The organism is Streptomyces sp. NPDC001492, assembly GCF_053597275.1.
Genome location: NZ_JBSFHW010000017.1, coordinates 19168 through 42229 on the forward strand (window position 1 = coordinate 19168; position 23062 = coordinate 42229).

Genomic DNA, 23062 nt, shown 5'->3' on the forward strand with positions numbered 1-23062 from the left:
GGAATTGGCGAAAGGCAACAGCCGGACAACAGCCCACCAGTCTACGTGGGTGCCGTCCGGCCGTTGACCGACGTGTGTCAGTTCTGGGAGCCCGAGGGCTGCTTCGGCCGGCCCTCCTGGGCCGGACCGCGCCGCACGGAGCCCGGTGCGTTCCACTCCTGCCGCTTGCGGGCCCTGCTCTTCGCCGCCTCCGAGGACTGCAGCTGGTAGGGCACGGACGTCACCATGATGCCCGGCGTGAACAGCAGCCGGCCCTTGAGCCTGAGCGCGCTCTGGTTGTGCAGCAGATGCTCGTACCAGTGACCGACCACGTACTCGGGGATGATCACGGACACGGCGTCGCGCGGCGACTCCTTGCGCAGGCCCCTGACGTACTCGATGATCGGCCGCGTGATCTCGCGGTACGGCGAGTCGAGCACCTTCAGCGGTACGTCGATGCCGCGCCGCTCCCACTCCTCCTTCAGCGCCTTCGTCTCCGCCGCGTCGACGTTGACGGTGAGCGCCTCCAGGCTGTCGGAGCGCATCAGCTTGGCGTAGGCGAGGGCGCGCAGCGTGGGACGGTGGATCTTCGAGATCAGGACGACCGAGTGGACGCGGGAGGGCCGTACGCTGTCGTCGCTCGGGCCTTCGGGCGCCGCGATCTCCGCGGCCACGCCGTCGTAGTGCTTACGGATCGCGGTCATCGTCGCGTAGAAGATCACCATGCCGAGCAGGGCGACCCAGGCGCCGTGCGTGAACTTGGTGACCAGGACGACGACCAGCACGAGGCCGGTGAAGAAGGCGCCGAAGGCGTTGATCGCGCGGGAGCGCACCATGTGGCGGCGGGTGGCGACGTCCTTCTCGACGGCCAGATGGCGGTTCCAGTGCCGCACCATGCCGGTCTGGCTGAGCGTGAAGGACACGAACACGCCGACGATGTACAGCTGGATCAGCCGGGTCGAGTCGGCGCCGTAGATCACGGTCAGGAAGGTGGCCGCGCCCGCGAGGAGCACGATGCCGTTCGAGAAGGCGAGGCGGTCGCCTCGGGTGTGCAGCTGGCGGGGCAGGTAGCGGTCCTGGGCGAGGATCGAGCCGAGGACCGGGAAGCCGTTGTAGGCGGTGTTGGCGGCCAGGAACAGCACCAGGGCGGTGGCGGCGGCGAGCACGAGGAACAGGAAGCTGCCCTTGCCGAAGACCGCCTCGGCGACCTGGGTGATCACCGGGTTCTGCACGTAGCCGGCGCCGACCCCGACGCCGTGCTTGAGCAGGTCGGTGGCCGGGTTCTCGGCCATACGGACCTTGGTCGTCAGGGCGAGGACGATGATCCCGCAGAACATGGTGACGGCGAGCAGGCCCATCGCGGCGAGCGTGGTCGCCGCGTTCTTCGACTTGGGCTTGCGGAAGGCGGGGACGCCGTTGGAGATCGCCTCGACACCGGTCAGTGCCGCACAGCCGGAGGAGAAGGCGCGCAGCATCAGGAAGACCAGCGCGAAACCGGCCAGCCCCTGGTGCTCGGCCTTGATCGTGTACTGCGCCGTCGGCGCCCGCATGGTGTCGTCGAGCACCAGCCCGCGGAACGCACCCCACGCGATCATGATGAACACGCCGCCGACGAACACATACGTCGGGATCGCGAAGAGCTTGCCGGACTCCTTCACGCCACGCAGGTTCATCAGCGTCAGCAGCACGATCACGGAGACGGCGCACAGCACCTTGTGCTCGACCACGAACGGGATCGCGGAGCCGAGGTTCTCGATGCCGGACGCGATCGACACGGCGACGGTGAGCACGTAGTCGACGAGCAGGGCGCTGGCCACGGTCAGGCCCGCCTTGGCGCCCAGGTTGGTGGTCGCGACCTCGTAGTCGCCGCCGCCGCTGGGGTAGGCATGCACGTTCTGCCGGTAGGAAGCGACCACGGTGAACATCAGCACGACGACCGCGAGGGCGATCCAGGGGCTGAAGTGGTACGCCGACACGCCCGCGATGGACAGGACCAGCAGCACCTCTCCCGGGGCGTAGGCCACGGAGGACAGCGGGTCGGAGGCGAAGACGGGGAGGGCGATGCGCTTCGGCAGGAGCGTTTCGCCCAGCCGGTCACTGCGCAGTGCGCGCCCGATCAGGATCCGTTTGGGCACGTCGGTCAGTTTGGACACAACAGGTAATCGTAGGCGTTCGAACGGGCACCCAACCACCCTCCCCCACCCATCTGCCCTCCGGGTGAAAACAAAGGGGGCTCCGGCGACGGATTCCGCAGGTCGCCGCGCCCTCATGCCTATATGACAATCACCGCCCCAGTTGCCGCCCCTTGGAGGTTCCATGCATGCCACCGCAGAGCTGATCGGCGCCGCGGCGGCCCTCGTCGGCCTCGGAATCCTGACTCTTGCCAGCGTCCGCAGCATCAGCCGTCGCTGAGGTCACACGGCGTACGGCAACCGTGCACAGGGGTGCCGACGTCCTACCGCGCGTGTGTAGCTTGGGCGTCTGTCTGAGACCCTGATGTGGCTGAGCAGTAACTCTTGACACCGGAAGGACGGTCGTGCACATCGTCATCATGGGCTGCGGAAGAGTGGGTTCCGCGCTGGCCCAGACCCTGGAGCAACAGGGGCACACGGTCGCAGTGATCGACCAGGACCCCACGGCCTTCCGCCGCCTCGGCCCCGGATTCGGCGGCCGCCGCGTCACGGGGATCGGCTTCGACCAGGACACCCTGCGCGAGGCCGGCATCGAAGAGGCCGGCGCCTTCGCCGCCGTGTCCAGCGGAGACAACTCGAACATCATCTCGGCCCGGGTGGCCCGCGAGATGTTCGGTGTGGAGAACGTCGCGGCCCGCATCTACGACCCGCGTCGTGCCGAGGTCTACCAGCGCCTCGGCATCCCCACCGTCGCGACGGTCCGCTGGACGGCCGACCAGATGCTGCGCCGGCTGCTGCCCTCGGGCGCCGAGCCGTTGTGGCGCGATCCCACCGGCGGTGTCCAGCTCGCCGAGGTGCATGCCTCGGCGGCCTGGGTCGGCCACAAGATCAGCAAGTTGCAGGAGGAGACGGGCGTCCGCGTGGCGTTCCTGACCCGGCTCGGCGAGGCGATCCTGCCGAGCTCGCAGACGGTGCTGCAGGAGGGCGACCTGGTGCATGTGATGATGCGCACCGACGAGGTCGACAAGGTCGAGGCGTCCTTCGCCAAGGGTCCCGAAGAGGAGGGCGGTCACTGATGAGGGTCGCCATTGCCGGTGCCGGCGCGGTCGGCCGCTCGATCGCGGGCGAGCTGCTGGAGAACGGCCACGAGGTCCTGCTCGTCGACAAGGCGCCGACGGCCATCTCGGTCGAGCGCGTCCCGCAGGCGGAGTGGCTGCTGGCCGACGCCTGCGAGATCACGTCCCTGGACGAGGCGGCGCTCCAGCGCTGCAACGTGGTGATCGCCGCGACGGGCGACGACAAGGTGAACCTGGTCGTCTCGCTCCTCGCGAAGACGGAGTACGGCGTCCCGCGCGTCGTGGCCCGCGTCAACAACCCCAAGAACGAGTGGCTCTTCAACGAGTCCTGGGGCGTCGACGTGGCGGTCTCGACCCCGCGTCTGATGTCGGCCCTGGTCGAGGAGGCGGTCTCGGTCGGCGACCTGGTCCGGCTGCTGCGCTTCAGCCACGGCGACGCGAACCTGGTGGAGCTGACGCTGCCGGAGGAGTCGGCCCTGGCCGGCACCCAGGTGGGCGACGTCGAATGGCCCGAGGACACGTCCCTGGTCACCATCATCCGCGGCACCCGAGTCCTCACCCCGTCCCGCGACGACTCCCTGGAGCCCGGCGACGAACTCCTGTTCGTCGCCGCCCAGGCCCGCGAGGAACAGCTGGAGGATCTGCTGTCGGTGCGGCGCGAGGACACGGCGAGCTGATCGCTCGTCCGGTACGACGAAGGGCGCCCCTGAACCCGGGGGCGCCCTGTTGTTGTTCTTTCAGCCCGTCCGGCGTTTGAGGACGAGGCCGTCAGGCCGAACGCGGGGGTCTGGGGGCAGAGCCCCCAGAGTCGGGACGGGAAGGGGCGGCGGGGGCGAAACCCTACGCCTCGCGCCGGTGCCGACCGCCACTGGCGTCGGCCCCCGCCGCGGCGGCCCGCTCCTTCTCGGCCTTCTCCTCCGCCTCCATCTCCGCAAACACGTCGATCGGCGCGGGCGCCTTCGCCAGGAACACCCAGGTGAGCCACACAGCCAGCAGGAACGGCGGAATCTTCAGCGCGACCAGCACCCAGCCCAACTGCGCCGTGTTCGCCCACCAGTACAGCGGGAAGAGAATCGCGCACTTGGCGAGCAGAATCAGCCCCCAGGCCCAACTGGCCTTGGCATACGCCTTCTTGCGCCCCGGATTGCGCGTCCGCCAGGAGAGGTTCTCCTTGAACACCGGCCCGAGGATCAGCCCCAGCAGCGGGACCCCGCACAGGGTCGTGACGATGTACGCCAGCGCCAGGCCCAGCGTGTAGAGCATGCCGGGGAGGTAGAAGTCCTTGGCGTTGCCCGTCATCATCGCGAAGACGACACCGAAGGCGACGCCGAAGACACCGCTGAACGCGTGCTTGACGGTGTCCCGCATGACCAGGCGGACCACCACGAGCAGCAGGGACACCGCGAGGGCGGCGATGGCCGACCAGTGCAGGTCCTTGTTGATCGTGAAGATGGTGACGAAGAGGAGGCCGGGCAGCACCGTCTCGACCATGCCCCGCACTCCGCCGAACGCCTCGAACAGGGCGGCCTCGGTCACCGCCCGCGCGTCGTCGGCTTGAGTGTCTTCGGTCGGCTTGTCGAGCGACGTCACCGGCTACTCCCGTCCGAGGGGTCTCAGTTCGTATTTCGGATTGAACAGCACCCGGCGGCCCCGGCTGAGCGAGACGCGGCCCGATGCGATCAGCCTGCGCCCCGGCTCTATGCCCACGATGGAGCGTCTGCCGAGCCACACCACGTCCAGGGCGGCGGAGCCGTCGAACAGCTCGGCCTCCAGGGCCGGGACACCCGCGCGCGGCCGCAGGGTGACCGTGCGCAAGGTACCAGTAACCGTGACGATCTGTCGGTCGTGACAGTCACCGATCCGGGTACATCCGGCGGTCGCGGTGTCCTCCCGCAGCTCCTCGGACTCCAGGTCCTCCTGCGAAGAGGAGAGCCGGTCGAGCATGCGCCGGAACCGGCCCACCGGCTTTTCGGAACGAGGAACAGCACTCATATCTGAAGCGTACCGGGGTGCTCTGACAGCTACGTACCCGCGGCCCCGGCGCCCGAACCGACGCCGCTCACGTCTCGAACCGGTACCCCATCCCCGGCTCAGTGATGAAGTGCTCGGGGTGCGAGGGGTCGGCTTCCAGCTTCCTGCGCAGCTGGGCCATGTACACCCTCAGGTAGTTCGTCTCGGTCCCGTATGACGGACCCCACACTTCCTGGAGGAGCTGCTTCTGGCTCACCAGCCGGCCCGTGTTGCGCACCAGCACCTCCAGGAGATGCCACTCCGTGGGCGTCAGCCGTACGTCCTTCCCGCCCCGGTTGACCTTCTTCGCGGCCAGGTCGACGGTGAACTCCCGGGTCTCCACGGTGGTCACGTCGTCCTCGCCGGCGCCGACCGGCTCGGCGCGGCGGACGGCGGCCCGCAGCCGGGCGAGCAGTTCGTCCATGCCGAAGGGCTTGGTGACGTAGTCGTCGGCGCCGGCGTCGAGGGCCTCGACCTTCTCGTCGGAGGTGTGCCGGGCGGACAGCACCAGGATCGGCACCCGGGTCCAGCCGCGCAGTCCGCGGATCACCTCGACGCCGTCCATGTCGGGCAGGCCCAGGTCCAGGACGACCACGTCGGGGTGGCGGGCGGCGGCGAGCTGGAGGGCGGTGGCGCCGTCGTGGGCCGCGTCGACCTCGTACTTGCGCGCCCTGAGGTTGATCACGAGGGCGCGCACGATCTGCGGCTCGTCATCGATGACCAGCACACGGGTCATGTGGCCTGCCTTTCGGGTTCCGCCGGGTGAAGAGGCTCCTGGGCGCGCGGTCCTGCCGCGCGCAGGGTGAGGACCATGCTGAGGCCGCCGCCGGGTGTGTCCTCGGCGTTCAGGGTGCCGCCCATGGCCTCGGCGAAGCCGCGCGCCACGGCGAGGCCGAGGCCCACGCCGGCTCCGCGCGGGGCGTCGCCGTAGCGCTGGAAGGGCTCGAAGATGCGCTCCTTGGCGTCGTCGGGGACGCCGGGTCCGCGGTCGACCACGCGCACCTCGACGCGGTCGGCGATGGCGCTGGCGGCGACCAGTACCGCCCGGCCCGGCGGGCTGTACTTGACGGCGTTCTCGACCAGGTTGGCCACCGACCGCTCAAGGAGGCCCGGGTCCACGTCGACCATGGGCAGGGTCTCCGGCACGTCCAGCTCGACGCTGTCCTCGGGCACTCCGACCAGCGCCATCGGGACGACCTCGTCGAGGTCGACCTCGCGGATCAGCGGGGTGACCGTGCCGGTCTGCAGGCGGGACATGTCGAGCAGGTTGCCCACCAGGTGGTCGAGCCGGTCGGCGCCCTCCTCGATGCCCTCCAGCAGCTCCGCCTGGTCCTCCTCGGACCACGCCACGTCGTCCGAGCGCAAGGACGACACGGCCGCCTTGATCCCGGCCAGCGGGGTACGGAGGTCATGGCTCACGGCGGCCAGCAGCGCCGTACGGATGCGGTTGCCCTCAGCCAGCGTCCGGGCCTGTTCGGCCTCCTCCTGGAGGCGTCGGCGGTCCAGCACGACGGCCGCCTGGGCGGCGAACGCGGCCAGCACCCGGCGGTCCTCGGCGGGCAGCACCCGCCCGGTCAGCGCCAGCGCCATGTGGTCACCGGCCGGCACGTCGACGTCCGCCTCTTCCGGCCGCTGTACCGCGGGGCCGAGGCCCGCGCGGCCCGCGCAGGTCCACGGGGCGTGGTCGTCGGCCCGCTCCAGCAGGGCCGCCGACTCCATGCCGAAGGTCTCACGGACCCGTTCGAGCAGCTCCTCCAGACCGGTCTCGCCGCGCAGCACATTGCCCGCGAGGAACGACAGGATCTCCGACTCGGCGCGCAGCCGGGCCGCCTGGTGGGTGCGCCGGGCGGCCAGGTCGACCACGGAGGCCACCGAGACGCCGACGCCCACGAAGATCACGATGGCGACGATGTTCTTCGGGTCGGCGATGGTCCAGCGGTGCAGGGGCGGTGTGTAGAAGTAGTTCAGCAGCAGCGAGCCCAGCGCGGCCGAGGCCAGTGCGGGCAGCAGGCCGCCGAGCAGCGCCGCCGCGACCGTCACCGCCAGGAACAGCAGCATGTCGTTGGCGAGTCCGAGATGGACGGTGTTCAGGAGCACCGCGAGGACCGCGGGGCCGAGCACGCCGGCCAGCCAGCCCCCGATGATCCGCGACCGGCCCAGCCGCGCGCCCCGGGCCACCGGCAGCCCGCGCCCCTTGCCGGCCTCGGCGTGCGTGATCAGGTGGACGTCGAGGTCGGGCCCCGAGTCGCGGGCGACCGTCGCGCCGACGCCCGGCCCGAAGACGTACTGCCAGCTCTTGCGCCGTGAGACCCCGAGCACTATCTGGGTGGCGTTGACCCCGCGTGCGAAGGCGAGCAGCGCCGCCGGTACGTCGTCGCCGACCACGTGGTGGAAGGTGCCGCCGAGGTCCTCCACGAGGGTGCGCTGCACGGCCAGTTCCTTCGGGGAGGCGGCCGTCAGTCCGTCGCTGCTGGCTATGTAGACGGCCAGGACCTCGCCGCCCGCGCCCTTCTCCGCGAGGCGCGCGGCCCGCCGGATGAGGGTGCGGCCCTCGGGTCCGCCGGTCAGACCGACCACGATCCGCTCCCGCGAGCCCCATATCTTCGACACCCGGTGGTCGCTGCGGTACTGCTTCAGATACTCGTCGACCCGGTCCGCCACCCACAGCAGGGCCAGCTCCCGCAGGGCGGTCAGGTTGCCGGGCCGGAAGTAGTTCGACAGGGCCGCGTCGACCTTGTCGGGCTGGTAGATGTTGCCGTGCGCCATCCGCCGGCGCAGGGCCTGGGGCGACATGTCGACGAGTTCTATCTGGTCCGCGCGCCGCACGACCTCGTCCGGCACGGTCTCCCGTTGCCGTACCCCGGTGATCGACTCGACCACGTCGCCCAGCGACTCCAGGTGCTGGATGTTGACGGTCGAGACGACGTCGATGCCGGCCGCGAGCAGTTCCTCGACGTCCTGCCAGCGCTTGGCGTTGCGTGAGCCGGGGACGTTGGTGTGGGCGAGTTCGTCCACCAGGGCCACCTGGGGGCCGCGGGTGAGGACGGCGTCGACGTCCATCTCGGTGAAGGCCGTGCCGCGGTACTCCAGCTCCTGGCGCGCCACGTGCTCCAGGCCGTGCAGCATCACCTCGGTGCGCGGCCGGCCATGGTGCTCCACGAAGGCCACCACGCAGTCGGTGCCCCGCTCCACCCGCCGGTGCGCCTCGGAAAGCATCGCGTACGTCTTGCCGACGCCCGGTGCCGCACCGAGGTAGATCCGAAGCTTGCCGCGTCCCATGGCCTCATTGTCTTCCGGTCACTGCTGCCCACGCAGCGTCGACCTTACGGCCAGCAATCGCGACAAAAGTTCCCGGGAGCGGCCTCGGTGCCGTCTTTGACGGAACTCTGACGCCGTACCGATCAGCGCTCGCCGACCTCCGCGTCACGCAGCTCCGGCGCAGCCGTATCGGCACCGCGCTCCCGGGGACCACGTCCGTCAGCTCGGGTTGTCCCCGTGGGTGAGGGTCTCCCAGGCGACGAAGAGGCTGTTGGTGCCGGCCGGGCGTTGCTGCTCGGTCAGTGCCTGGGTGTTGGCCATCGCGATGCCGAGGCGGTTGTGCAGGGCGTTGTAGCCGACCTCGGTGACGGGCCCGAGCCCCAGCTTCAGCGACCCGCCGCACAGCCAGCTCGGCACGGCGGCACCCAGCTGGTACTTGGCCTGGAACCCGAGCGCCTGCCGCAGCCGTTCGCCGACGTCGGTGCCGTACAGGTCCTGGCCCTGGATCCGGCTGGTCTCGGCCACGTGCGAGATCGCGGAGATGCCGTACCCCGTGTGGGTGAAGTCGCGGCAGGTCTCCTGGGTGAGCCCGGTGACGAAGGTGGACTGCCCCTGCCAGTAGCCGACGATCTTCGCCTTGGTGTCGAGGTGCTGGCCGGGCACCGTCTTCGGCAGATCGCCGTCCGAGGAGAGATAGACGTACGCGGCCGTACGGGTCCGGAACTTCGCCATGGCCTTGTCGTACGACGCCTTGTCCTCGAGGAAGACGGAGATGCCGACCGCGGCCTCCATCATCGACAGCTCCCAATTGCCGTTGGAGTGGGAGCCGTTGATGACCTCGGGGAGGTAGACGTTGCGGAGCATGGTCGCGAAGCGGCCGGAGTTCGGCCAGCCGCCGGTGTACGTGTACTTGATGATCTCGGCGGCCTTCGGCCAGGAGGAGCCCGCCCAGCCGGTCTGCAGGGGTGCGTTGCTGTTGGTGTGCTCCTTGATCACGGCGGACCAGGCGTCCATCAGCTCGATCGACTTCTTCGCGTACCGGTCGTCGCGGGTGACGTACCAGGCGAGTGCGTCGGTGTACGCGGCTATCGCGTCCTGGCGCTCGTCGGTGCAGCCGTGGTCGGGGTTGGAGTAGGAGCCGCACTCGACGGTCGCCCGCGGTTTCGGGGTGCGGTTCAGGTCGGCGTACTTGCTCGCCCGCATCTGGTCGAAGGCGCCCTTCCAGGGCTGGGCGCCGGCATTGACCTTGCTGCGGGTGAAGTCCAGCTGCGCCGTGGAGACGGTGACTCCGGGGTGCACGAAGGCGGAGGGGGCGGCGTCGGCATGGCGGGCGGCGGGCCACGCGATCATGCACACAACAAGCGAGGAGGCGGTCGCGAGGAGTGCGGTACGGCGCATGGGGGGGGCATCCGTTCTCGTATGTGAACGTGAAGCGCCTTTATGAACAGGCGCGTTGAGCGGAGACCGTAGGTACAGACCAATGCGCCGTCAAGGGGTCGCGCACGCGAAAGAGCCGCACCCCGGAGGGTGCGGCTCTCGGACGTCGTGCCCGGCGGAGCGCCTAGCGGACCTCGGTGATCTCCGGTCCGCGCTGCAGCTGCCCCATGCCACCGGAGAAGCGCGAGCCCTCCTCCTGCTGAATGCCCTCGGGAACCATCTGGGCGTCGTTCGGCAGCTTCAGGACGATCGGGTCGCGGGGCGCCATCGGGCCCTCGCCGCGGACCACGACCGTGTCCCGGAAGATCTGCTCGAGCAGGCCGGCCGCCTGCGGCTGCACCGCGCCCTGGCCGGAGATCACGCCGCGCAGGAACCAGCGGGGACCGTCCACACCGACGAACCGCACGACCTGGAAGCCGCCCGTGCCGTCCGGCAGCTGGACCGGCACCTGGGCGCGCAGCTCCCAGCCGAGCGGGCCCTCGACCTCGTCGACGATGCCACCCTGCTGGGTGATGCCGGCGCCGATCTCCTCGCGCACCTCGCCCCAGATGCCCTCGCGCTTGGGTGCGGCGAAGGCCTGCAGCTGGATGGCGCTGTCGCGCAGCACGACGGTCGCCGCGACGATCGCGTCACCCGCGACCTCGACCCGCAGCTCCATGCCGTCGACCCCGGGCACGAAGAGACCGCCCAGGTCCACGCGACCCTCCGCGGGGTCGCGCACCTCGGAGTCGTCCCAGGGCCCGTCCGGCCGCGGCTCGGGCTCGAGCCTCACGCGCTCGCGCTCTTCGTCGTCCGCCTCAGTGTCGACACTGTCGACGACCTGCTCGGCCTCGCCGGCCGCGTCCTCGGCGGCACCCTTCTTGTTGCGACGTCCGAACACGTCACTGTCCTTCCCGGTCGGATACGACCGAAGCGTATCGATTCCCACCCGTAGTGCCGCCTTCGGCGGCCTGACCGATTGTGCTGCTCGTCCCGGCCACCGCGGCATGACCTCCGGTGGACCCGAAGCCCCCTTCGGCCCGCGCCGAGCCGGGAAGCTCCGCGACCTCCTGGAAGCGGACCCTCTCGACCTGCTGGACGACCAGTTGGGCAATCCGGTCGAAGCGCTCGAACCGCACGGCCTCGCGCGGGTCGAGATTCACCACGATCACCTTGATCTCCCCACGGTACCCGGCATCAACCGTCCCCGGGGCATTCACCAGGGCGACACCGCAGCGGGCGGCGAGCCCGGACCGCGGGTGCACGAAGGCCGCGTACCCCTCAGGGAGGGCGATCGACACCCCCGTGGGCAGCACGGCCCGCTCCCCCGGCTTCAGTTCACACGCCTCGGCGGTACGCAGATCGGCGCCCGCGTCACCGGGATGTGCGTACGACGGAAGCGGTACGTCCGGGTCGACGCGCCGGATCAGTACGTTCACGGGGTCACGGCTCACGGGTTCACCTCGAAGGCGCGGGCACGCCGCCTCTGGTCCGGGTCGTCCATGGCGGCCCGGATCTCCTCCGGGCGGCCGTTGTCGATGAAGTGGTCGACCTTCACCTCGATGAACAGCGCGTCGGCGCGCACGGCCACCGGCCCGTCCGGGCCGCCGATGCGCCCGGTGGCGGACGAGTAGATCTTGCGGCCCGCCACCGCCGTGACCTCGGCCTCCAGATACAGCACCGTGCCGACCGGAACGGGCCGCACGAAGTCGGTCTCCAGCCGTCCGGTCACGGCGATCGTCCTGAGCAGCCAGTTCAGCGAGCCGAGGGTCTCGTCCAGGGCGGTGGCCAGCACCCCGCCGTGGGCCAGTCCGGGCGCCCCCTGGTGAGCGGGCTGCACGGTGAACTCCGCGGTGATCGTGACGCCTTCGCCGGCCCGTGCCTCCAGGTGCAGTCCATGGGGCTGCCCGCCGCCGCATCCGAAACACTGTTCGTAGTGGGCACCGAGCAGCTCACCGGGTGCGGGAGCATCGGGGTGCCGCACCGGTTTCACCGCGTCGGCGGGAGGCTGAAGAGCTGGGGAAGTACCACTCACAGCCGCAGACCTTACCCGCGCGTCCACCAAATCCGGACACCGTGCCAAGCTGGGGTCCATGCAGCTCTCCGCCACCCCTTACGAAGAACGCCTCACCGCCCCCCGCTCGTGGTGGCTGATCTCCTTCCTGGTGGGCGTCTCCTTCGCCCTGATCCTGCTGCCCTTCGGCACCCTGCCGCTGCTCGGCGGCCTGGTCGGCGGCACGGCGGCGATGGCGGTCGCGGCGAGCGCGTACGGCTCGGTCCGCATCCGGGTGGTGGGCGGCTCACTGATCGCGGGCGAGGCGAAGATCCCTGTCACGGCGCTGGGCGAGGCCGAGGTCCTGGATCCGGAGGAGGCGCGCGCCTGGCGCACCTACAAGGCCGACACCCGCGCCTTCCTGCTGCTGCGCGCCTACATCCCCACGGCCCTGCGCGTGCAGGTCACCGACCCCGAGGACCCGACGCCGTATCTGTACCTGTCGACGCGGGAGCCGGAGCGTCTGGCCGAGGCGCTGAGGACGGCCAGGGAGGCCGTGGCGTAACCCCGCTCAGCCCGCCGCCGAGCCGTCCTCCAGTTCCAGCGGCCGCTCCGGGGCCTCCAGGGGCGGGAGCTCGGGGAGCGCGTCCCAGGGCACCTGGACCTTTCTCAGGTCCCTCCGGATCCGGGCCGCGAGCTTCTTGGTGTCCCGGCGGTTCATGACCGCCCCCACGGCGGCTCCCACCATGAACGGCATGAGGTTCGGCAGGTCGCGGACCATGCGTTTCATGATCTGCTGGCGCAGTTCGCGCTTCATGGGGCCGTTCAGCGCGGAACTCACGGTCGACGGCTTGGTCACGTCGATCCCGCGCTCTCCCGACCAGGAGTTGAGATACGCGGTGCTGCGCTGCTTGAGGTTGCCGGGCGGGCGTACGCCGTAGACCTCGTGGAGTTCGGCTATCAGTTTCAGCTCGATCGTCGCGACGCCGGTGATCTCGGCGGCCAGCTCCGTCGGCATCGCGAGCGGTACGGGCAGCATCGCCGCCGCTCCGATCCCGGCGCCGACCGTCGAGGTGGCGGCCGCGGCGCCCGCCACCAGCTTGTCCGCGAGCTGCTCGGGTCCCAGGCCCGGGAACTGCCTGCGGAGCGCCGCGAGGTCCCGTACGGGGATCCGCGGGGCGTTCTCGATGATCCGGTCGGCGACATACGCCAGGCCCGCCCTGGCGGCGCTGCCGCCCTTGCGGACGCCTGCCCTGGCCTTGTCGCGGATCACCCCGGCCCGTCTCGCGACGGGCACGGGTGTCTGCGGCGGGGCCGGAAGGTCACCCCGGCCGGCCGCCGGTTCGAGCGAGGCCGATCCTGTGGGCCCTTTCGTACCCGGTGTAGCACCGGATGGGCCCCGCTCGTCGTCACGCGCGCCATGAGGGCCGCCGGGCGGCCCTTCGTCCGCTCCCGCCAGGGGGGAGCGGCGCTTCCAAGGAGGGGTCGAGCCGATCACGGCCGACCCGGCCTCAGTCGCAGTCGCGGCAGATCGGCTGACCGTTCTTCTCCCGGGCCAGCTGGCTGCGGTGGTGCACCAGGAAGCAGCTCATGCAAGTGAACTCGTCCTGCTGCTTGGGCAGCACCCGGACGGCCAGCTCCTCGTTCGAGAGGTCCGCGCCGGGCAGCTCCAGGCCTTCTGCGGCCTCGAACTCGTCGACGTCCACTGCGGAGGTCGACTTGTCGTTACGCCTGGCCTTGAGCTCTTCAAGGCTGTCCGAGTCGACGTCGTCGTCGGTCTTGCGTGGGGTGTCGTAATCCGTTGCCATGTCGCTCTCCCCCTCTGGGTGTCTGCGGTGTCTCCAGCGCACGTAACGCGTGAGAGGCCGGACTTGTGCCCGACCCGAGGCGGAGATTTTGCCTCACATCAAGGTCTGTTACTCAATCGACACCCAACCGGACTCCTCAAGAGTGATCGGCTTGGATGGCGAACGGGACCGTACACGGTCCCCCTACCGCTCTTCAAAGGCGCCTCACCCTGTACTTCCCGTGATCAGGACACCCGAAAACCCGGATTTTCCCGGCTTTACGGCAGTCCTCATGATCACGGAGAGTAGATGGCCGGAAAATCGCCCTTGTGATCGATCACACATGGGATGCTCCGTTCGGCGGCCGGAAAATTCCGCGCAAAGCGAACATCCCCGTGTGTCGGCGACATGATCTCAGATCGGCAGCGCGACGCGCATCACGAGGCCACCCCCCTCACGGGGCTGGGCGGAAATGTGCCCGCCATGGGCGCGGGCCACCGACCGGACGATGGAAAGACCGAGACCGACGCCCTTGTCGCTGCCCGTGCGCTCCGTGCGCAGCCGCCGGAAGGGCTCGAAGAGATTGTCGATCTCGTACGCCGGTACCACCGGGCCGGTGTTCGACACGACCAGGACCGCCTGGCCGTGCCGGACCTCGGTGGTGACCTCGACCCAGCCGTCCTCCGGCACGTTGTACCGCACGGCGTTCTGGACCAGGTTCAGCGCGATCCGCTCCAGGAGCACGCCGTTGCCCTGCACGACCGCGGGCTTCTGCTCGCCGCGGATCACCACGCCCTTGGCGTCCGCCTCCGAGCGCACCTGGTCGACGGCCTGCTCGGCGACCTCGGCGAGGTCCACCGGCTTGCGCTCGACGATCTGGTTGTCGCTGCGGGCGAGCAGCAGCAGGCCCTCGACGAGCTGCTCGCTGCGCTCGTTGGTGGCCAGCAGCGTCTTGCCGAGCTGGTGCAGCTCCGCCGGCGCGTTCGGGTCGGACAGGTGCACCTCGAGGAGCGTGCGATTGATCGCGAGGGGTGTGCGCAGCTCGTGCGAGGCGTTGCCGACGAAGCGCTGCTGGGCGGTGAAGGCACGCTGCAGGCGCTCCAGCATGTCGTCGAAGGTGTCGGCCAGTTCCTTGATCTCGTCGTCCGGGCCGTCCAGCTCGATCCGGCGGGACAGGTCCGAGCCGGCCACCGCGCGCGCGGTGCGCAGAATCCTGCCGAGCGGGGAGAGCACCCGGCCGGCCATGGCGTAGCCGAAGGCGAAGGCGATGATCGCGAGGCCGAGGAGGGCGAGCAGGGAACGGCTGAGCAGGTCGTCGAGGGCGTGCTGGCGCTGGATGGCGTCGCAGTTCTCGAGGATCGCGCTGACCGCGCTCTTCGGTGCCGAGTTCACCGCGGGGCAGGTGGTGCTGGTGATGTCGAAGTTGCCGGTCACCGAGAACGCCTGGCCACTGCCCTCATGGAGGGCCTGGGCGGCCAGCAGATAGATGATCGACAGCAGCAGGATGCCGGCGATCAGGAACATGCCGCCGTACAGCAGGGTGAGGCGTATGCGGATGGTCGGGCGCAGCCAGGGGAAGGGCGGCTCGGGTTTCCGGGGGTCCCAGGTGGGCTTCGGGGGTGCCGTGGGGAGAGCGGGTGTTGCGGCCATCGCGCATCAGATCCGGTAGCCGGAGCCGGGCACGGTGACGATCACGGGCGGCTCGCCCAGCTTGCGGCGCAAGGTCATGACGGTCACGCGCACGACGTTCGTGAACGGGTCGGTGTTCTCGTCCCAGGCCTTCTCCAGGAGCTGCTCGGCGGAGACGACGGCGCCCTCGGAGCGCATCAGCACCTCCAGGACGGCGAACTCCTTGGGCGCGAGCTGGACCTCCTTGCCGTCGCGGAAGACCTCGCGGCGGTTGGGGTCCAGCTTGATGCCCGCGCGCTCCAGCACCGGCGGCAGCGGCACACTGGTGCGCCGGCCGAGGGCACGCACGCGTGCGATGAGCTCGCTGAACGCGAAGGGCTTGGGGAGATAGTCGTCGGCGCCGATCTCCAGGCCCTCGACGCGGTCGCTGACGTCGCCGGAGGCGGTGAGCATCAGCACGCGCGTGGGCATGCCGAGTTCCACGATCTTGCGGCAGACGTCGTCGCCGTGGACGAGCGGGAGGTCGCGGTCGAGGACGACCACGTCGTAGTCGTTGACGCCGATGCGCTCCAGGGCGGCCGCACCGTCGTACACGACGTCGACGGCCATGGCCTCCCGGCGCAGTCCGGTGGCCACCGCATCGGCGAGCAGCTGCTCGTCCTCGACGACGAGTACGCGCACGTCGCTTGTCCTTCCTGTGTCCACCCGCGTAGCGCCGACAAGGGCACACGCGGGCAGGGGCCTTCATGAGTGTGTGCCTCCATCCTGCCCTTTTCGGTCATAAGTCGGCGGTAAGCCGGGGGACGGACCATGAGGGCAGGATGAAGGACAGGTATGAGACCCGGGAATGCGAGATTTTCTCGCCGGGTTGAGGTTTCCGTGGAAGGGAGCGGGGGGAGGACGGTTCATACCCCGCGATCACGCTCTGCTAGTGCCGCAGCACCATGCGGTACGGCGCAATCCGCTTTCCGCAGAGTGGGCGTGGGTGTCCGGCACCGTCGCCACCCCAGGCGCGCGTGTGCCTGGCACCTGATGGAGACGTGATCGCCCCTTCCGAACGGCACACCCCCGTGCCACCGACCCACGACCCAGGACGAGGGGGCGCAGCATGGACGCATTCACCGCAGGACTTCTGCAGCGCATAAGGACGACCGAGTCCGACCTGACGCGGGCTCGCGACGAGGGCGACGACTTCCTCGTCGAGGTGGAGCAGAGCGAGCTCGACGACCTGCGCCGCCTCGCCGCCGAGCACGGTGTGGAGGTCGGCGCCTAGCGTCTGCGTCTGATCAGCGCGTACGTACGACAGCGGGCCCCCGGCGAATCCAGCGCCGGGGGCCCGCTGCGTTGTCGTACGACGGCGTTCACCGCCCGTTGGTCACGATGTCACCCTGCGGTACGGCCCTCAGTCGTGCCAGGCGCCGAAGTCCTCCAGGAGGCGCTGGAGGGGCTCGAAGACGCCCGGGGTGCCGGCGATCGTCAGAGCGTGTGCGGGGCGCTCTCCGGGGCGTCCACCGGTCAGGGCGCCCGCTTCCCGGGCGATGAGGTCGCCGGCCGCGAGGTCCCAGGGGTGCAGCCCGCGCTCGTAGTAGCCGTCGAGGCGGCCGGCCGCGAGGTCGCACAGGTCGACGGCGGCCGAGCCGCCGCGCCGGATGTCGCGCAGCAGGGGGATCAGCTTCCGCGCGACCTCGGCCTGGTGGGTGCGGACCTCGGTGACGTAGTTGAAGCCCGTGGAGACCAGGGCCTGGTCGAGGGGCGGCGCCGGGCGGCAGACCAGCTCGCGCTCGCCCTCCCAGGCGCCCGTGGCGCGCGCTCCGCCGCCGCGCACCGCGTGGAACGTCTCACCGCGCATCGGGATGGCGACGACCCCGACGACGGTCTCGCCGTCCTGCTCGGCCGCGATGGAGACGGCCCAAGTGGGCAGCCCGTACAGGTAGTTGACCGTGCCGTCGAGCGGGTCGATCACCCAGCGGATCCCGCTGGTGCCCTCGGTGGAGGCGCCCTCCTCGCCGAGGAAGCCGTCGTCCGGGCGGTGCTCGGAGATCAGGTCGGTGATCAGCTTCTCCGCCGCGATGTCCATCTCGGTGACCACGTCGATCGGGCTCGACTTGGTCGCGGCGACCGCCAGGTCGGCCGGGCGGCCGTCGCGCAGCAGCGCCCCGGCGCGGCGGGCGGCCTCCTGGGCCAGTGCGAGCAGTTCCTGGTGCAGGGGCTCGGTCACGGCACTCCTCACGCGTAGGGGCTGTCGGCGCCCGCGGCGGCCGGGCGGGCGGCACGGGCCGGGCAGCAGCCGACCGGGCAGAGGTTGTGGCTCGCGCCCAGGGCGCCCAGGGCGCAGGGCGTGACCTCCTCGCCGCGCTCCACGGACGCCCGCTCCAGGACGAGGTCGCGGATCGCGGCGGCGAAGCGCGGGTCGGCTCCGACGGTGGCCGAGCGGCGCATCGGCAGGCCCAGCTCCTCGGCCTTGGCCTTGGCCTCGGTGTCGAGGTCGTAGAGGACCTCCATGTGGTCGGAGACGAAGCCGATGGGCGCGATGACGACCGCCGGGACTCCGGCCGCGTGCCGCTCCTCCAGGTGGTCGCAGATGTCGGGCTCGAGCCACGGGATGTGCGGGGCGCCGGAGCGTGACTGGTAGACGAGCTGCCAGGGGTGGTCGATGCCGGTGCGCTCGCGGACCGCGTCGGCGATCAGCTGAGCGACCTCCAGGTGCTGCTCGACGTACGCGCCGCCCTCGCCGTGGGCCTCGACCGGGCCGGAGGTGTCCGCGGACGCGGTGGGGATCGAGTGCGTCGAGAACGCGAGGTGCGCGCCGTCCCGGACGTCCTCGGGGAGGTCGGCCAGGGAGTGCAGGACGCCCTCGATCATGGGCTCAAGGAAGCCCTCGTGGTTGAAGTAGTGCCGGAGCTTGTCGATCTTCGGCAGCTCCAGGCCCTCGGCGGCCAGCTCGGCGAGCGAGTCCGCGAGGTTCTCGCGGTACTGGCGGCAGCCCGAGTACGAGGCGTAGGCGCTGGTGGTGAGGACCAGGATGCGGCGGTGGCCGGCGGCGACCATCTCGCGCAGGGTGTCCGTCAGATAGGGCGCCCAGTTGCGGTTGCCCCAGTGGATCGGAAGGTCCAGGCCGTGGTCCGCGAAGTCCTTGCGGAGGGCGTCCAGCAGGTCGCGGTTCTGGTCGTTGATGGGGCTGACCCCGCCGAACAGGAAGTAGTGCTGCCCGACTTCCTTCAGGCGTTCCTTGGGGATGCCCCGCCCGCGCGTGACGTTCTCCAGAAACGGGACCACGTCGTCCGGGCCCTCCGGGCCGCCGAACGAGAGCAGGAGCAGGGCGTCATAGGGGGTGGCATCGAGCGCGTCTGACATGGGTCGATCCTGCCACCCGGCACTGACGGCCGGGAAACGGCGGGGTGACGAGCGGGGGCGGGCCGTATTCCGGACGCGTTCACCGGCCGAATTGCCGGGTGCATTAGGGTGACCCCACTCGTAAGCTGTATCAGCCGCATTCGCACCTTACTGAGCTCCAGCCAGCACTTTTCCGTCGTCAGCACCTTTCTGAGCCGTAGCCATCGGAGACCCCGTGCCCAGCCCCTACCGTGCCCTGTTCGCCGCTCCCGGCACCAAGGGCTTCTCCGCCGCGGGTCTTCTCGGCCGGATGCCGCTGTCGATGATGGGCATCGGCGTGGTCACGATGATCTCCCAGCTCACCGGGCGCTACGGGCTGGCGGGCGGCCTGTCGGCGACCATCGCGCTCGCGGCCGCGGCGATCGGGCCGCAGATCTCCCGGCTGGTGGACCAGTACGGGCAGCGCAGGGTGCTGCGGCCCGCGACGCTCGTCGCGCTCGTCTCGGCGGCAGGGCTGCTGCTCGCCGCGCACTTCCGGTGGCCGGACCGGGTGCTGTTCGTGTGCGCCGCCGGCATCGGCTCGGTGCCGAGCCTCGGCGCGATGATCCGCGCCCGCTGGGCGGCCCTGTACCGGGGCACTCCGCAGCTGCACACGGCGTACTCCTTCGAGTCGGTCGTGGACGAGGTGTGCTTCATCTTCGGGCCGATCATCTCCATCGGTCTGTCCACGGCCTGGTTCCCGGAGGCGGGGCCGCTGCTCGCCGCCTGCTTCCTGGCGACCGGCGTCTTCTGGCTGACCGCCCAGCGTGCCACCGAGCCGGAGCCGCACCCCCGGGAGAAGCAGGGCGGCGGTACGGCACTGCGCGCGCGTGGCCTTCAGGTCCTGGTGGCCACCTTCGTGGCGACCGGGACGATCTTCGGTTCCGTCGACGTGGTCACCGTGGCTTTCGCCGACGAGCGGGGGCACAAGGCCGCCGCGAGCGTCGTGCTCGCGCTGTACGCGGCGGGCTCCTGTGCGGCAGGTGTGGTGTTCGGGCTGCTGCATTTCAAGGGGGCGCCCGCACGCCGCTGGCTGCTGGGCATATGCGCGATGGCCGTGAGTATGATCCCCCTCCTACTGGTCGGAAACTTGCCGTTTCTGGCCGTGGCGCTGTTCGTTGCGGGCATGGCCGTCGCTCCCACGATGATCACCACCATGTCCCTGATCGAAGAGCACGTACCACGCGCACAGTTGACCGAGGGCATGACCTGGGTGAGCACCGGCCTCGCGGTCGGCGTCGCACTCGGTTCCTCGATCGCCGGCTGGGTCATCGACGCGGCCGGCGCACGTGCCGGGTACGGGGTTCCGGCGGTGTCCGGGGCCGTCGCGGTCACGGTCGGTTTCCTGGGGTACCGCCGGCTCAGCAGGCCGGCTCCGCGTCGGGGAGGCACCGTTGAGCAGCACAGCGAGCGGGAAGAACGGCACGTGGCGTAACTGGGGCGGCAGCGTCACGGCCCGTCCCGCACGGGAGGTCGAGCCGGCCTCCGTGGAGGAACTGTCGGAGGCCGTACGGCAGGCCGCTCAGGACGGGCTGACGGTGAAGGCCGTCGGCACCGGACACTCCTTCACGTCCATCGCGGCCACCGACGGTGTGTTGATCCGCCCTCAACTGTTGACCGGCATTCGCAAGATTGATCGCGACGCCATGACGGTCACCGTGGAGGCCGGCACCCCGCTCAAGAGGCTCAACATGGCGCTGGCCCGCGAGGGTCTGTCGCTGACCAACATGGGCGACATCATGGAGCAGACGGTCTCCGGCGCGACCAGCACCGGCACGCACGGCACCGGCCGCGAGTCGGCCTCGATAGCCGCCCAGATCAAGGGACTTGAGCTGGTCACAGCCGACGGTTCGGTGCTCACCTGCTCCGAGAAGGAGAACTCGGACGTCTTCGCGGCCGCCCGGATCGGCCTCGGCGCCCTCGGCATCGTCACCGCGATCACCTTCGCCGTGGAGCCGGTCTTCCTGCTCACCGCGCGCGAGGAACCGATGCCGTTCGACAGGGTGCTCGCCGAGTTCGACCAACTGTGGGCCGAGAACGAGCACTTCGAGTTCTACTGGTTCCCGCACACCGGCTCCACCAACACCAAGCGCAACAACCGCAGCGCGGGCCCCGAGAAGCCGGTGAGCCGGATCGCGGGCTGGTTCGAGGACGAGTTCCTCTCCAACGGCGTCTTCCAGGTCGCCCAGTGGGTCGGCCGCGCGGCACCCGCGACCGTCCCGACGATCGCCCAGATCTCCAGCAAGGCCCTGTCCGCGCGCACGTACACCGACATTCCGTACAAGGTCTTCACCTCGCCGCGCCGGGTGCGCTTCATGGAGATGGAGTACGCCGTCCCGCGCGAGGCCCTCACCGAGACACTGCGCGAACTGAAGACGATGGTGGAGCGCTCCGGTCTGCGGATCAGCTTCCCCGTCGAGGTGCGCACGGCGCCCGCCGACGACATCACCCTGTCCACGGCATCGGGCCGCGACAGCGCGTACATCGCCGTCCACATGTTCCGGGGGACGCCCTATCAGGCGTACTTCACCGCCGCCGAGCGCATCTTCACCGCGCACGAGGGCCGGCCGCACTGGGGCAAGGTGCACACACGGGACGCCGAGTACTTCTCCGAGGTCTATCCGCGCTTCGGCGAGTTCACCGCGCTGCGGGACCGGCTGGATCCGGACCGGCGCTTCCAGAACGACTACCTGCGGCGGGTGTTGGGGCCGTAGCCATTGGTTCCGTTTCTGCCGATTCCGTGAAGTACGCCACGTTCAAGATCCCGAAAACCGGCAACGGGCGGCCGGGTCCGGTCCGTTGCCAGAAGTTGGGCGGCGCGCCGATCCACGCACATGGCCCGAATGGAGTACTGTTGCGAGCCCTGGGTCCGGTCTCCCGCCAGGGCGTCCGCGACCTTCAAGGACCGCCGGGAGGGGGCTAGTTGCACAGGGTGACGGAGTTGGTCACTTAGCGTTGCGAATAGGTAACCGTGCCATAACGGCGATCCAGGGCCCTGGCCCGACACGCCGGGCAACTCGGCAAGGTTGTGGCAGGCTGCACCCGGGCAGGCCACACTCGACTAGCGGAAGCAGCGACGCACGTGACGTCGGCAGGCACCACCCGGGAGGTCCCCATGCCCGAACTGCGTGTCGTGGCCGTCTCGAATGACGGCACACGGCTGGTGCTGAAGGCTGCCGACGCAACGGAGTACACGCTTCCGATCGACGAACGGCTGCGCGCCGCCGTCCGCGGCGACCGGCCCCGCCTCGGCCAGATCGAGATCGAGGTGGAGAGCCATCTCCGCCCCCGTGACATCCAGGCGCGTATACGCGCCGGTGCCTCCGCGGAAGAAGTCGCCCAGCTCGCCGGCATCCCCGTCGACCGCGTACGGCGCTTCGAGGGCCCGGTGCTCGCGGAGCGCGCGTTCATGGCCGAGCGGGCCCGCAAGACGCCCGTCCGGCGGCCCGGTGAGAACGCCGGGCCCCAGCTCGGCGAGGCCGTGCAGGAGCGGTTGCTGCTGCGCGGCGTCGAGAAGGACACCGTGCAGTGGGACTCGTGGCGCCGCGACGACGGCACCTGGGAGGTCCTGCTGGTCTACCGGGTCGCGGGCGAACCGCACTCGGCGAGCTGGACGTACGATCCGCCCCGGCGGCTCGTCCAGGCCGTCGACGAGGAGGCGCGCTCACTGATCGGCGAGTCCGAGGACCTCGCCGCGCCGGAGCCCAGCTTTCCGTTCGTACCGCGCATCGCACGGCTGCCGCGTGACCGTCCGCTGGACCGTTCCCTCGACCGGCCGAGCCTGCCGGCGCAGGCCTCCGAGCCCGCCGAGGAGAGCTCGGGTGAACGGGACTCGCTGACCAGCCTGCTGGAAGCGGTACCGAGCTTCCGCGGCGACCTGGTGGTCCCGGAGCGCCCCGCAGAAGCGTCTCCTCCGCCGCCACCGCCGGAGGAGCCCGCCGCCGCCGAAGCCGAGGAGGAGGAGCCCCCGGCCCCCGCCGCCTCTGCCGGTTCCGCCTACGCGGACGTCCTCATGCCCCGCTCCGTCACCAGCCACCGCGACCGCCTCGTCGGCGCCACCGACCGCCAGGCCGAGGCCGACGGCGTCCGCCCCGGCCGCCGTGCGGCGGTCCCCAGCTGGGACGAGATCGTGTTCGGCACGCGACGCAAGAAACAGGAGTAGCCGACCGCACGGACAACCGCACGAGAACGAGGGCCGCGCCTGGTCGGCGCGGCCCTCACTCATGCACGGACTGCGAGCGGTCGTACCGCACGGGGGTGACCTCGCCCCACCGAAGGTCGGCCCCCCGGCCGACCACCTGCGTGGCCTACGGGGATGTGTGCAACTCGGGCGACGCCCAACCCGCCACCCGAGCAGCCGTGCCCATTCGGGGCAACGCCTGGCCCGCCACCTGCCGAGCCAGCGGGCCG

General features: G+C 70.3%; 22 protein-coding genes. 7 read left to right on the forward strand and 15 right to left on the reverse strand.

The annotated features are described in order from the left end of the window. Window positions 1-77: 77 nt before the first annotated feature. A complete protein-coding gene (locus tag ACWC1K_RS22030; RefSeq protein WP_450833555.1) occupies window positions 78-2132 on the reverse strand; it encodes an APC family permease in 2055 nt (684 codons plus the stop codon). Between the two features lie 383 nt (window positions 2133-2515). Here ACWC1K_RS22030 and ACWC1K_RS22035 point away from each other — a divergent pair, with 383 nt between their 5' ends. After that, a complete protein-coding gene (locus ACWC1K_RS22035) occupies window positions 2516-3187 on the forward strand; it encodes a potassium channel family protein (RefSeq protein WP_030939613.1) in 672 nt (223 codons plus the stop codon). After that, window positions 3187-3864 carry a potassium channel family protein gene (locus tag ACWC1K_RS22040; protein WP_099931848.1) on the forward strand — a complete coding sequence of 226 codons (678 nt, stop codon included), beginning with the start codon at window positions 3187-3189 and terminating at the stop codon, window positions 3862-3864. Before ACWC1K_RS22035 ends, ACWC1K_RS22040 begins: the two co-directional genes overlap by 1 nt. 163 nt (window positions 3865-4027) lie before the next feature. Here the strand turns inward: ACWC1K_RS22040 and ACWC1K_RS22045 are convergent, their stop codons facing one another. The 8 genes from ACWC1K_RS22045 to ACWC1K_RS22080 all read right to left on the reverse strand — a co-directional run bounded on the left by ACWC1K_RS22045 (window position 4028) and on the right by ACWC1K_RS22080 (window position 11906). Continuing rightward, window positions 4028-4777 carry a DUF3159 domain-containing protein gene (locus tag ACWC1K_RS22045; protein ID WP_450833557.1) on the reverse strand — a complete coding sequence of 250 codons (750 nt, stop codon included), beginning with the start codon at window positions 4775-4777 and terminating at the stop codon, window positions 4028-4030. 3 nt (window positions 4778-4780) lie between these two features. Beyond that, window positions 4781-5179: an OB-fold nucleic acid binding domain-containing protein gene (locus ACWC1K_RS22050; RefSeq protein WP_099931846.1), complete on the reverse strand. Its 399-nt coding sequence runs from the start codon at window positions 5177-5179 to the stop codon at window positions 4781-4783. Window positions 5180-5246: 67 nt separating this feature from the next. Next, window positions 5247-5933 (reverse strand): response regulator, encoded by a 687-nt coding sequence (locus ACWC1K_RS22055; protein WP_450833559.1) that lies wholly within the window; start codon window positions 5931-5933, stop codon window positions 5247-5249. Continuing rightward, entirely contained in the window at window positions 5930-8476 is a 2547-nt protein-coding gene (locus ACWC1K_RS22060) for an ATP-binding protein (RefSeq protein WP_450833560.1), read from the reverse strand. Before ACWC1K_RS22060 ends, ACWC1K_RS22055 begins: the two co-directional genes overlap by 4 nt. 198 nt (window positions 8477-8674) lie before the next feature. Then, window positions 8675-9853, reverse strand: a complete 1179-nt coding sequence (locus ACWC1K_RS22065) for an alginate lyase family protein (protein WP_450833562.1) — start codon at window positions 9851-9853, stop codon at window positions 8675-8677. Between the two features lie 163 nt (window positions 9854-10016). Then, window positions 10017-10772 (reverse strand): DUF3710 domain-containing protein, encoded by a 756-nt coding sequence (locus ACWC1K_RS22070; RefSeq protein WP_450833563.1) that lies wholly within the window; start codon window positions 10770-10772, stop codon window positions 10017-10019. A 1-nt stretch (window position 10773) separates the two neighbouring features. After that, on the reverse strand, window positions 10774-11325 hold the full coding sequence (gene dut, locus ACWC1K_RS22075) for a dUTP diphosphatase (RefSeq protein WP_450833564.1): 552 nt from the start codon (window positions 11323-11325) through the stop codon (window positions 10774-10776). Further along, entirely contained in the window at window positions 11322-11906 is a 585-nt protein-coding gene (locus tag ACWC1K_RS22080; RefSeq protein ID WP_351483080.1) for a PaaI family thioesterase, read from the reverse strand. The genes dut and ACWC1K_RS22080 overlap by 4 nt, the downstream gene beginning before the upstream one ends. A 58-nt stretch (window positions 11907-11964) precedes the next feature. Between ACWC1K_RS22080 and ACWC1K_RS22085 the strand changes: the two genes are divergently transcribed. Beyond that, window positions 11965-12429 carry a DUF3093 domain-containing protein gene (locus ACWC1K_RS22085; RefSeq protein ID WP_450833566.1) on the forward strand — a complete coding sequence of 155 codons (465 nt, stop codon included), beginning with the start codon at window positions 11965-11967 and terminating at the stop codon, window positions 12427-12429. A 6-nt stretch (window positions 12430-12435) separates the two neighbouring features. Here the strand turns inward: ACWC1K_RS22085 and ACWC1K_RS22090 are convergent, their stop codons facing one another. From ACWC1K_RS22090 to ACWC1K_RS22105, 4 genes are all read right to left on the reverse strand, one after another. Next, on the reverse strand, window positions 12436-13362 hold the full coding sequence (locus tag ACWC1K_RS22090) for a hypothetical protein (protein ID WP_450833567.1): 927 nt from the start codon (window positions 13360-13362) through the stop codon (window positions 12436-12438). Window positions 13363-13375: 13 nt separating this feature from the next. Beyond that, window positions 13376-13672, reverse strand: a complete 297-nt coding sequence (locus ACWC1K_RS22095) for a DUF4193 domain-containing protein (RefSeq protein ID WP_005481602.1) — start codon at window positions 13670-13672, stop codon at window positions 13376-13378. Window positions 13673-14065: 393 nt separating this feature from the next. Continuing rightward, window positions 14066-15301 (reverse strand): sensor histidine kinase, encoded by a 1236-nt coding sequence (locus ACWC1K_RS22100; protein WP_450833569.1) that lies wholly within the window; start codon window positions 15299-15301, stop codon window positions 14066-14068. A gap of 6 nt (window positions 15302-15307) precedes the next feature. Continuing rightward, window positions 15308-15961, reverse strand: a complete 654-nt coding sequence (locus ACWC1K_RS22105) for a response regulator transcription factor (RefSeq protein ID WP_003993508.1) — start codon at window positions 15959-15961, stop codon at window positions 15308-15310. Between the two features lie 427 nt (window positions 15962-16388). Here ACWC1K_RS22105 and ACWC1K_RS22110 point away from each other — a divergent pair, with 427 nt between their 5' ends. After that, window positions 16389-16553: a hypothetical protein gene (locus ACWC1K_RS22110; RefSeq protein WP_450833571.1), complete on the forward strand. Its 165-nt coding sequence runs from the start codon at window positions 16389-16391 to the stop codon at window positions 16551-16553. A 129-nt stretch (window positions 16554-16682) separates the two neighbouring features. Here the strand turns inward: ACWC1K_RS22110 and ACWC1K_RS22115 are convergent, their stop codons facing one another. Together ACWC1K_RS22115 and ACWC1K_RS22120 are read right to left on the reverse strand one after the other, a co-directional pair. Next, complete coding sequence (locus tag ACWC1K_RS22115) at window positions 16683-17498, reverse strand: inositol monophosphatase family protein (protein WP_450833572.1); 816 nt, start codon at window positions 17496-17498, stop codon at window positions 16683-16685. Window positions 17499-17506: 8 nt separating this feature from the next. Continuing rightward, window positions 17507-18634, reverse strand: coding sequence for a ferrochelatase (locus ACWC1K_RS22120; protein ID WP_450833574.1), 1128 nt, complete (start codon window positions 18632-18634; stop codon window positions 17507-17509). Window positions 18635-18848: 214 nt separating this feature from the next. Between ACWC1K_RS22120 and ACWC1K_RS22125 the strand changes: the two genes are divergently transcribed. From ACWC1K_RS22125 to sepH, 3 genes are all read left to right on the forward strand, one after another. Beyond that, on the forward strand, window positions 18849-20087 hold the full coding sequence (locus ACWC1K_RS22125; RefSeq protein ID WP_450833575.1) for an MFS transporter: 1239 nt from the start codon (window positions 18849-18851) through the stop codon (window positions 20085-20087). After that, window positions 20047-21366 carry a D-arabinono-1,4-lactone oxidase gene (locus ACWC1K_RS22130; protein WP_450833577.1) on the forward strand — a complete coding sequence of 440 codons (1320 nt, stop codon included), beginning with the start codon at window positions 20047-20049 and terminating at the stop codon, window positions 21364-21366. Before ACWC1K_RS22125 ends, ACWC1K_RS22130 begins: the two co-directional genes overlap by 41 nt. Before the next feature lie 401 nt (window positions 21367-21767). Then, complete coding sequence (sepH, locus tag ACWC1K_RS22135) at window positions 21768-22814, forward strand: septation protein SepH (protein ID WP_450833579.1); 1047 nt, start codon at window positions 21768-21770, stop codon at window positions 22812-22814. The last annotated feature ends 248 nt before the right edge of the window (window positions 22815-23062 follow it).

Excerpts from the sequence above, each read along its gene's own strand:
- ACWC1K_RS22040 (WP_099931848.1), top strand. The coding sequence starts at position 3,187 with ATGAGGGTCGCCATTGCCGGTGCCGGCGCGGTCGGCCGCTCGATCGCG.
- ACWC1K_RS22050 (WP_099931846.1), bottom strand. The coding sequence starts at position 5,179 with ATGAGTGCTGTTCCTCGTTCCGAAAAGCCGGTGGGCCGGTTCCGGCGC.
- ACWC1K_RS22055 (WP_450833559.1), bottom strand. The coding sequence starts at position 5,933 with ATGACCCGTGTGCTGGTCATCGATGACGAGCCGCAGATCGTGCGCGCC.
- ACWC1K_RS22060 (WP_450833560.1), bottom strand. The coding sequence starts at position 8,476 with ATGGGACGCGGCAAGCTTCGGATCTACCTCGGTGCGGCACCGGGCGTC.
- ACWC1K_RS22065 (WP_450833562.1), bottom strand. The coding sequence starts at position 9,853 with ATGCGCCGTACCGCACTCCTCGCGACCGCCTCCTCGCTTGTTGTGTGC.
- ACWC1K_RS22085 (WP_450833566.1), top strand. The coding sequence starts at position 11,965 with ATGCAGCTCTCCGCCACCCCTTACGAAGAACGCCTCACCGCCCCCCGC.
- ACWC1K_RS22095 (WP_005481602.1), bottom strand. The coding sequence starts at position 13,672 with ATGGCAACGGATTACGACACCCCACGCAAGACCGACGACGACGTCGAC.
- ACWC1K_RS22100 (WP_450833569.1), bottom strand. The coding sequence starts at position 15,301 with ATGGCCGCAACACCCGCTCTCCCCACGGCACCCCCGAAGCCCACCTGG.
- ACWC1K_RS22110 (WP_450833571.1), top strand. The coding sequence starts at position 16,389 with ATGGACGCATTCACCGCAGGACTTCTGCAGCGCATAAGGACGACCGAG.
- ACWC1K_RS22120 (WP_450833574.1), bottom strand. The coding sequence starts at position 18,634 with ATGTCAGACGCGCTCGATGCCACCCCCTATGACGCCCTGCTCCTGCTC.
- sepH (WP_450833579.1), top strand. The coding sequence starts at position 21,768 with ATGCCCGAACTGCGTGTCGTGGCCGTCTCGAATGACGGCACACGGCTG.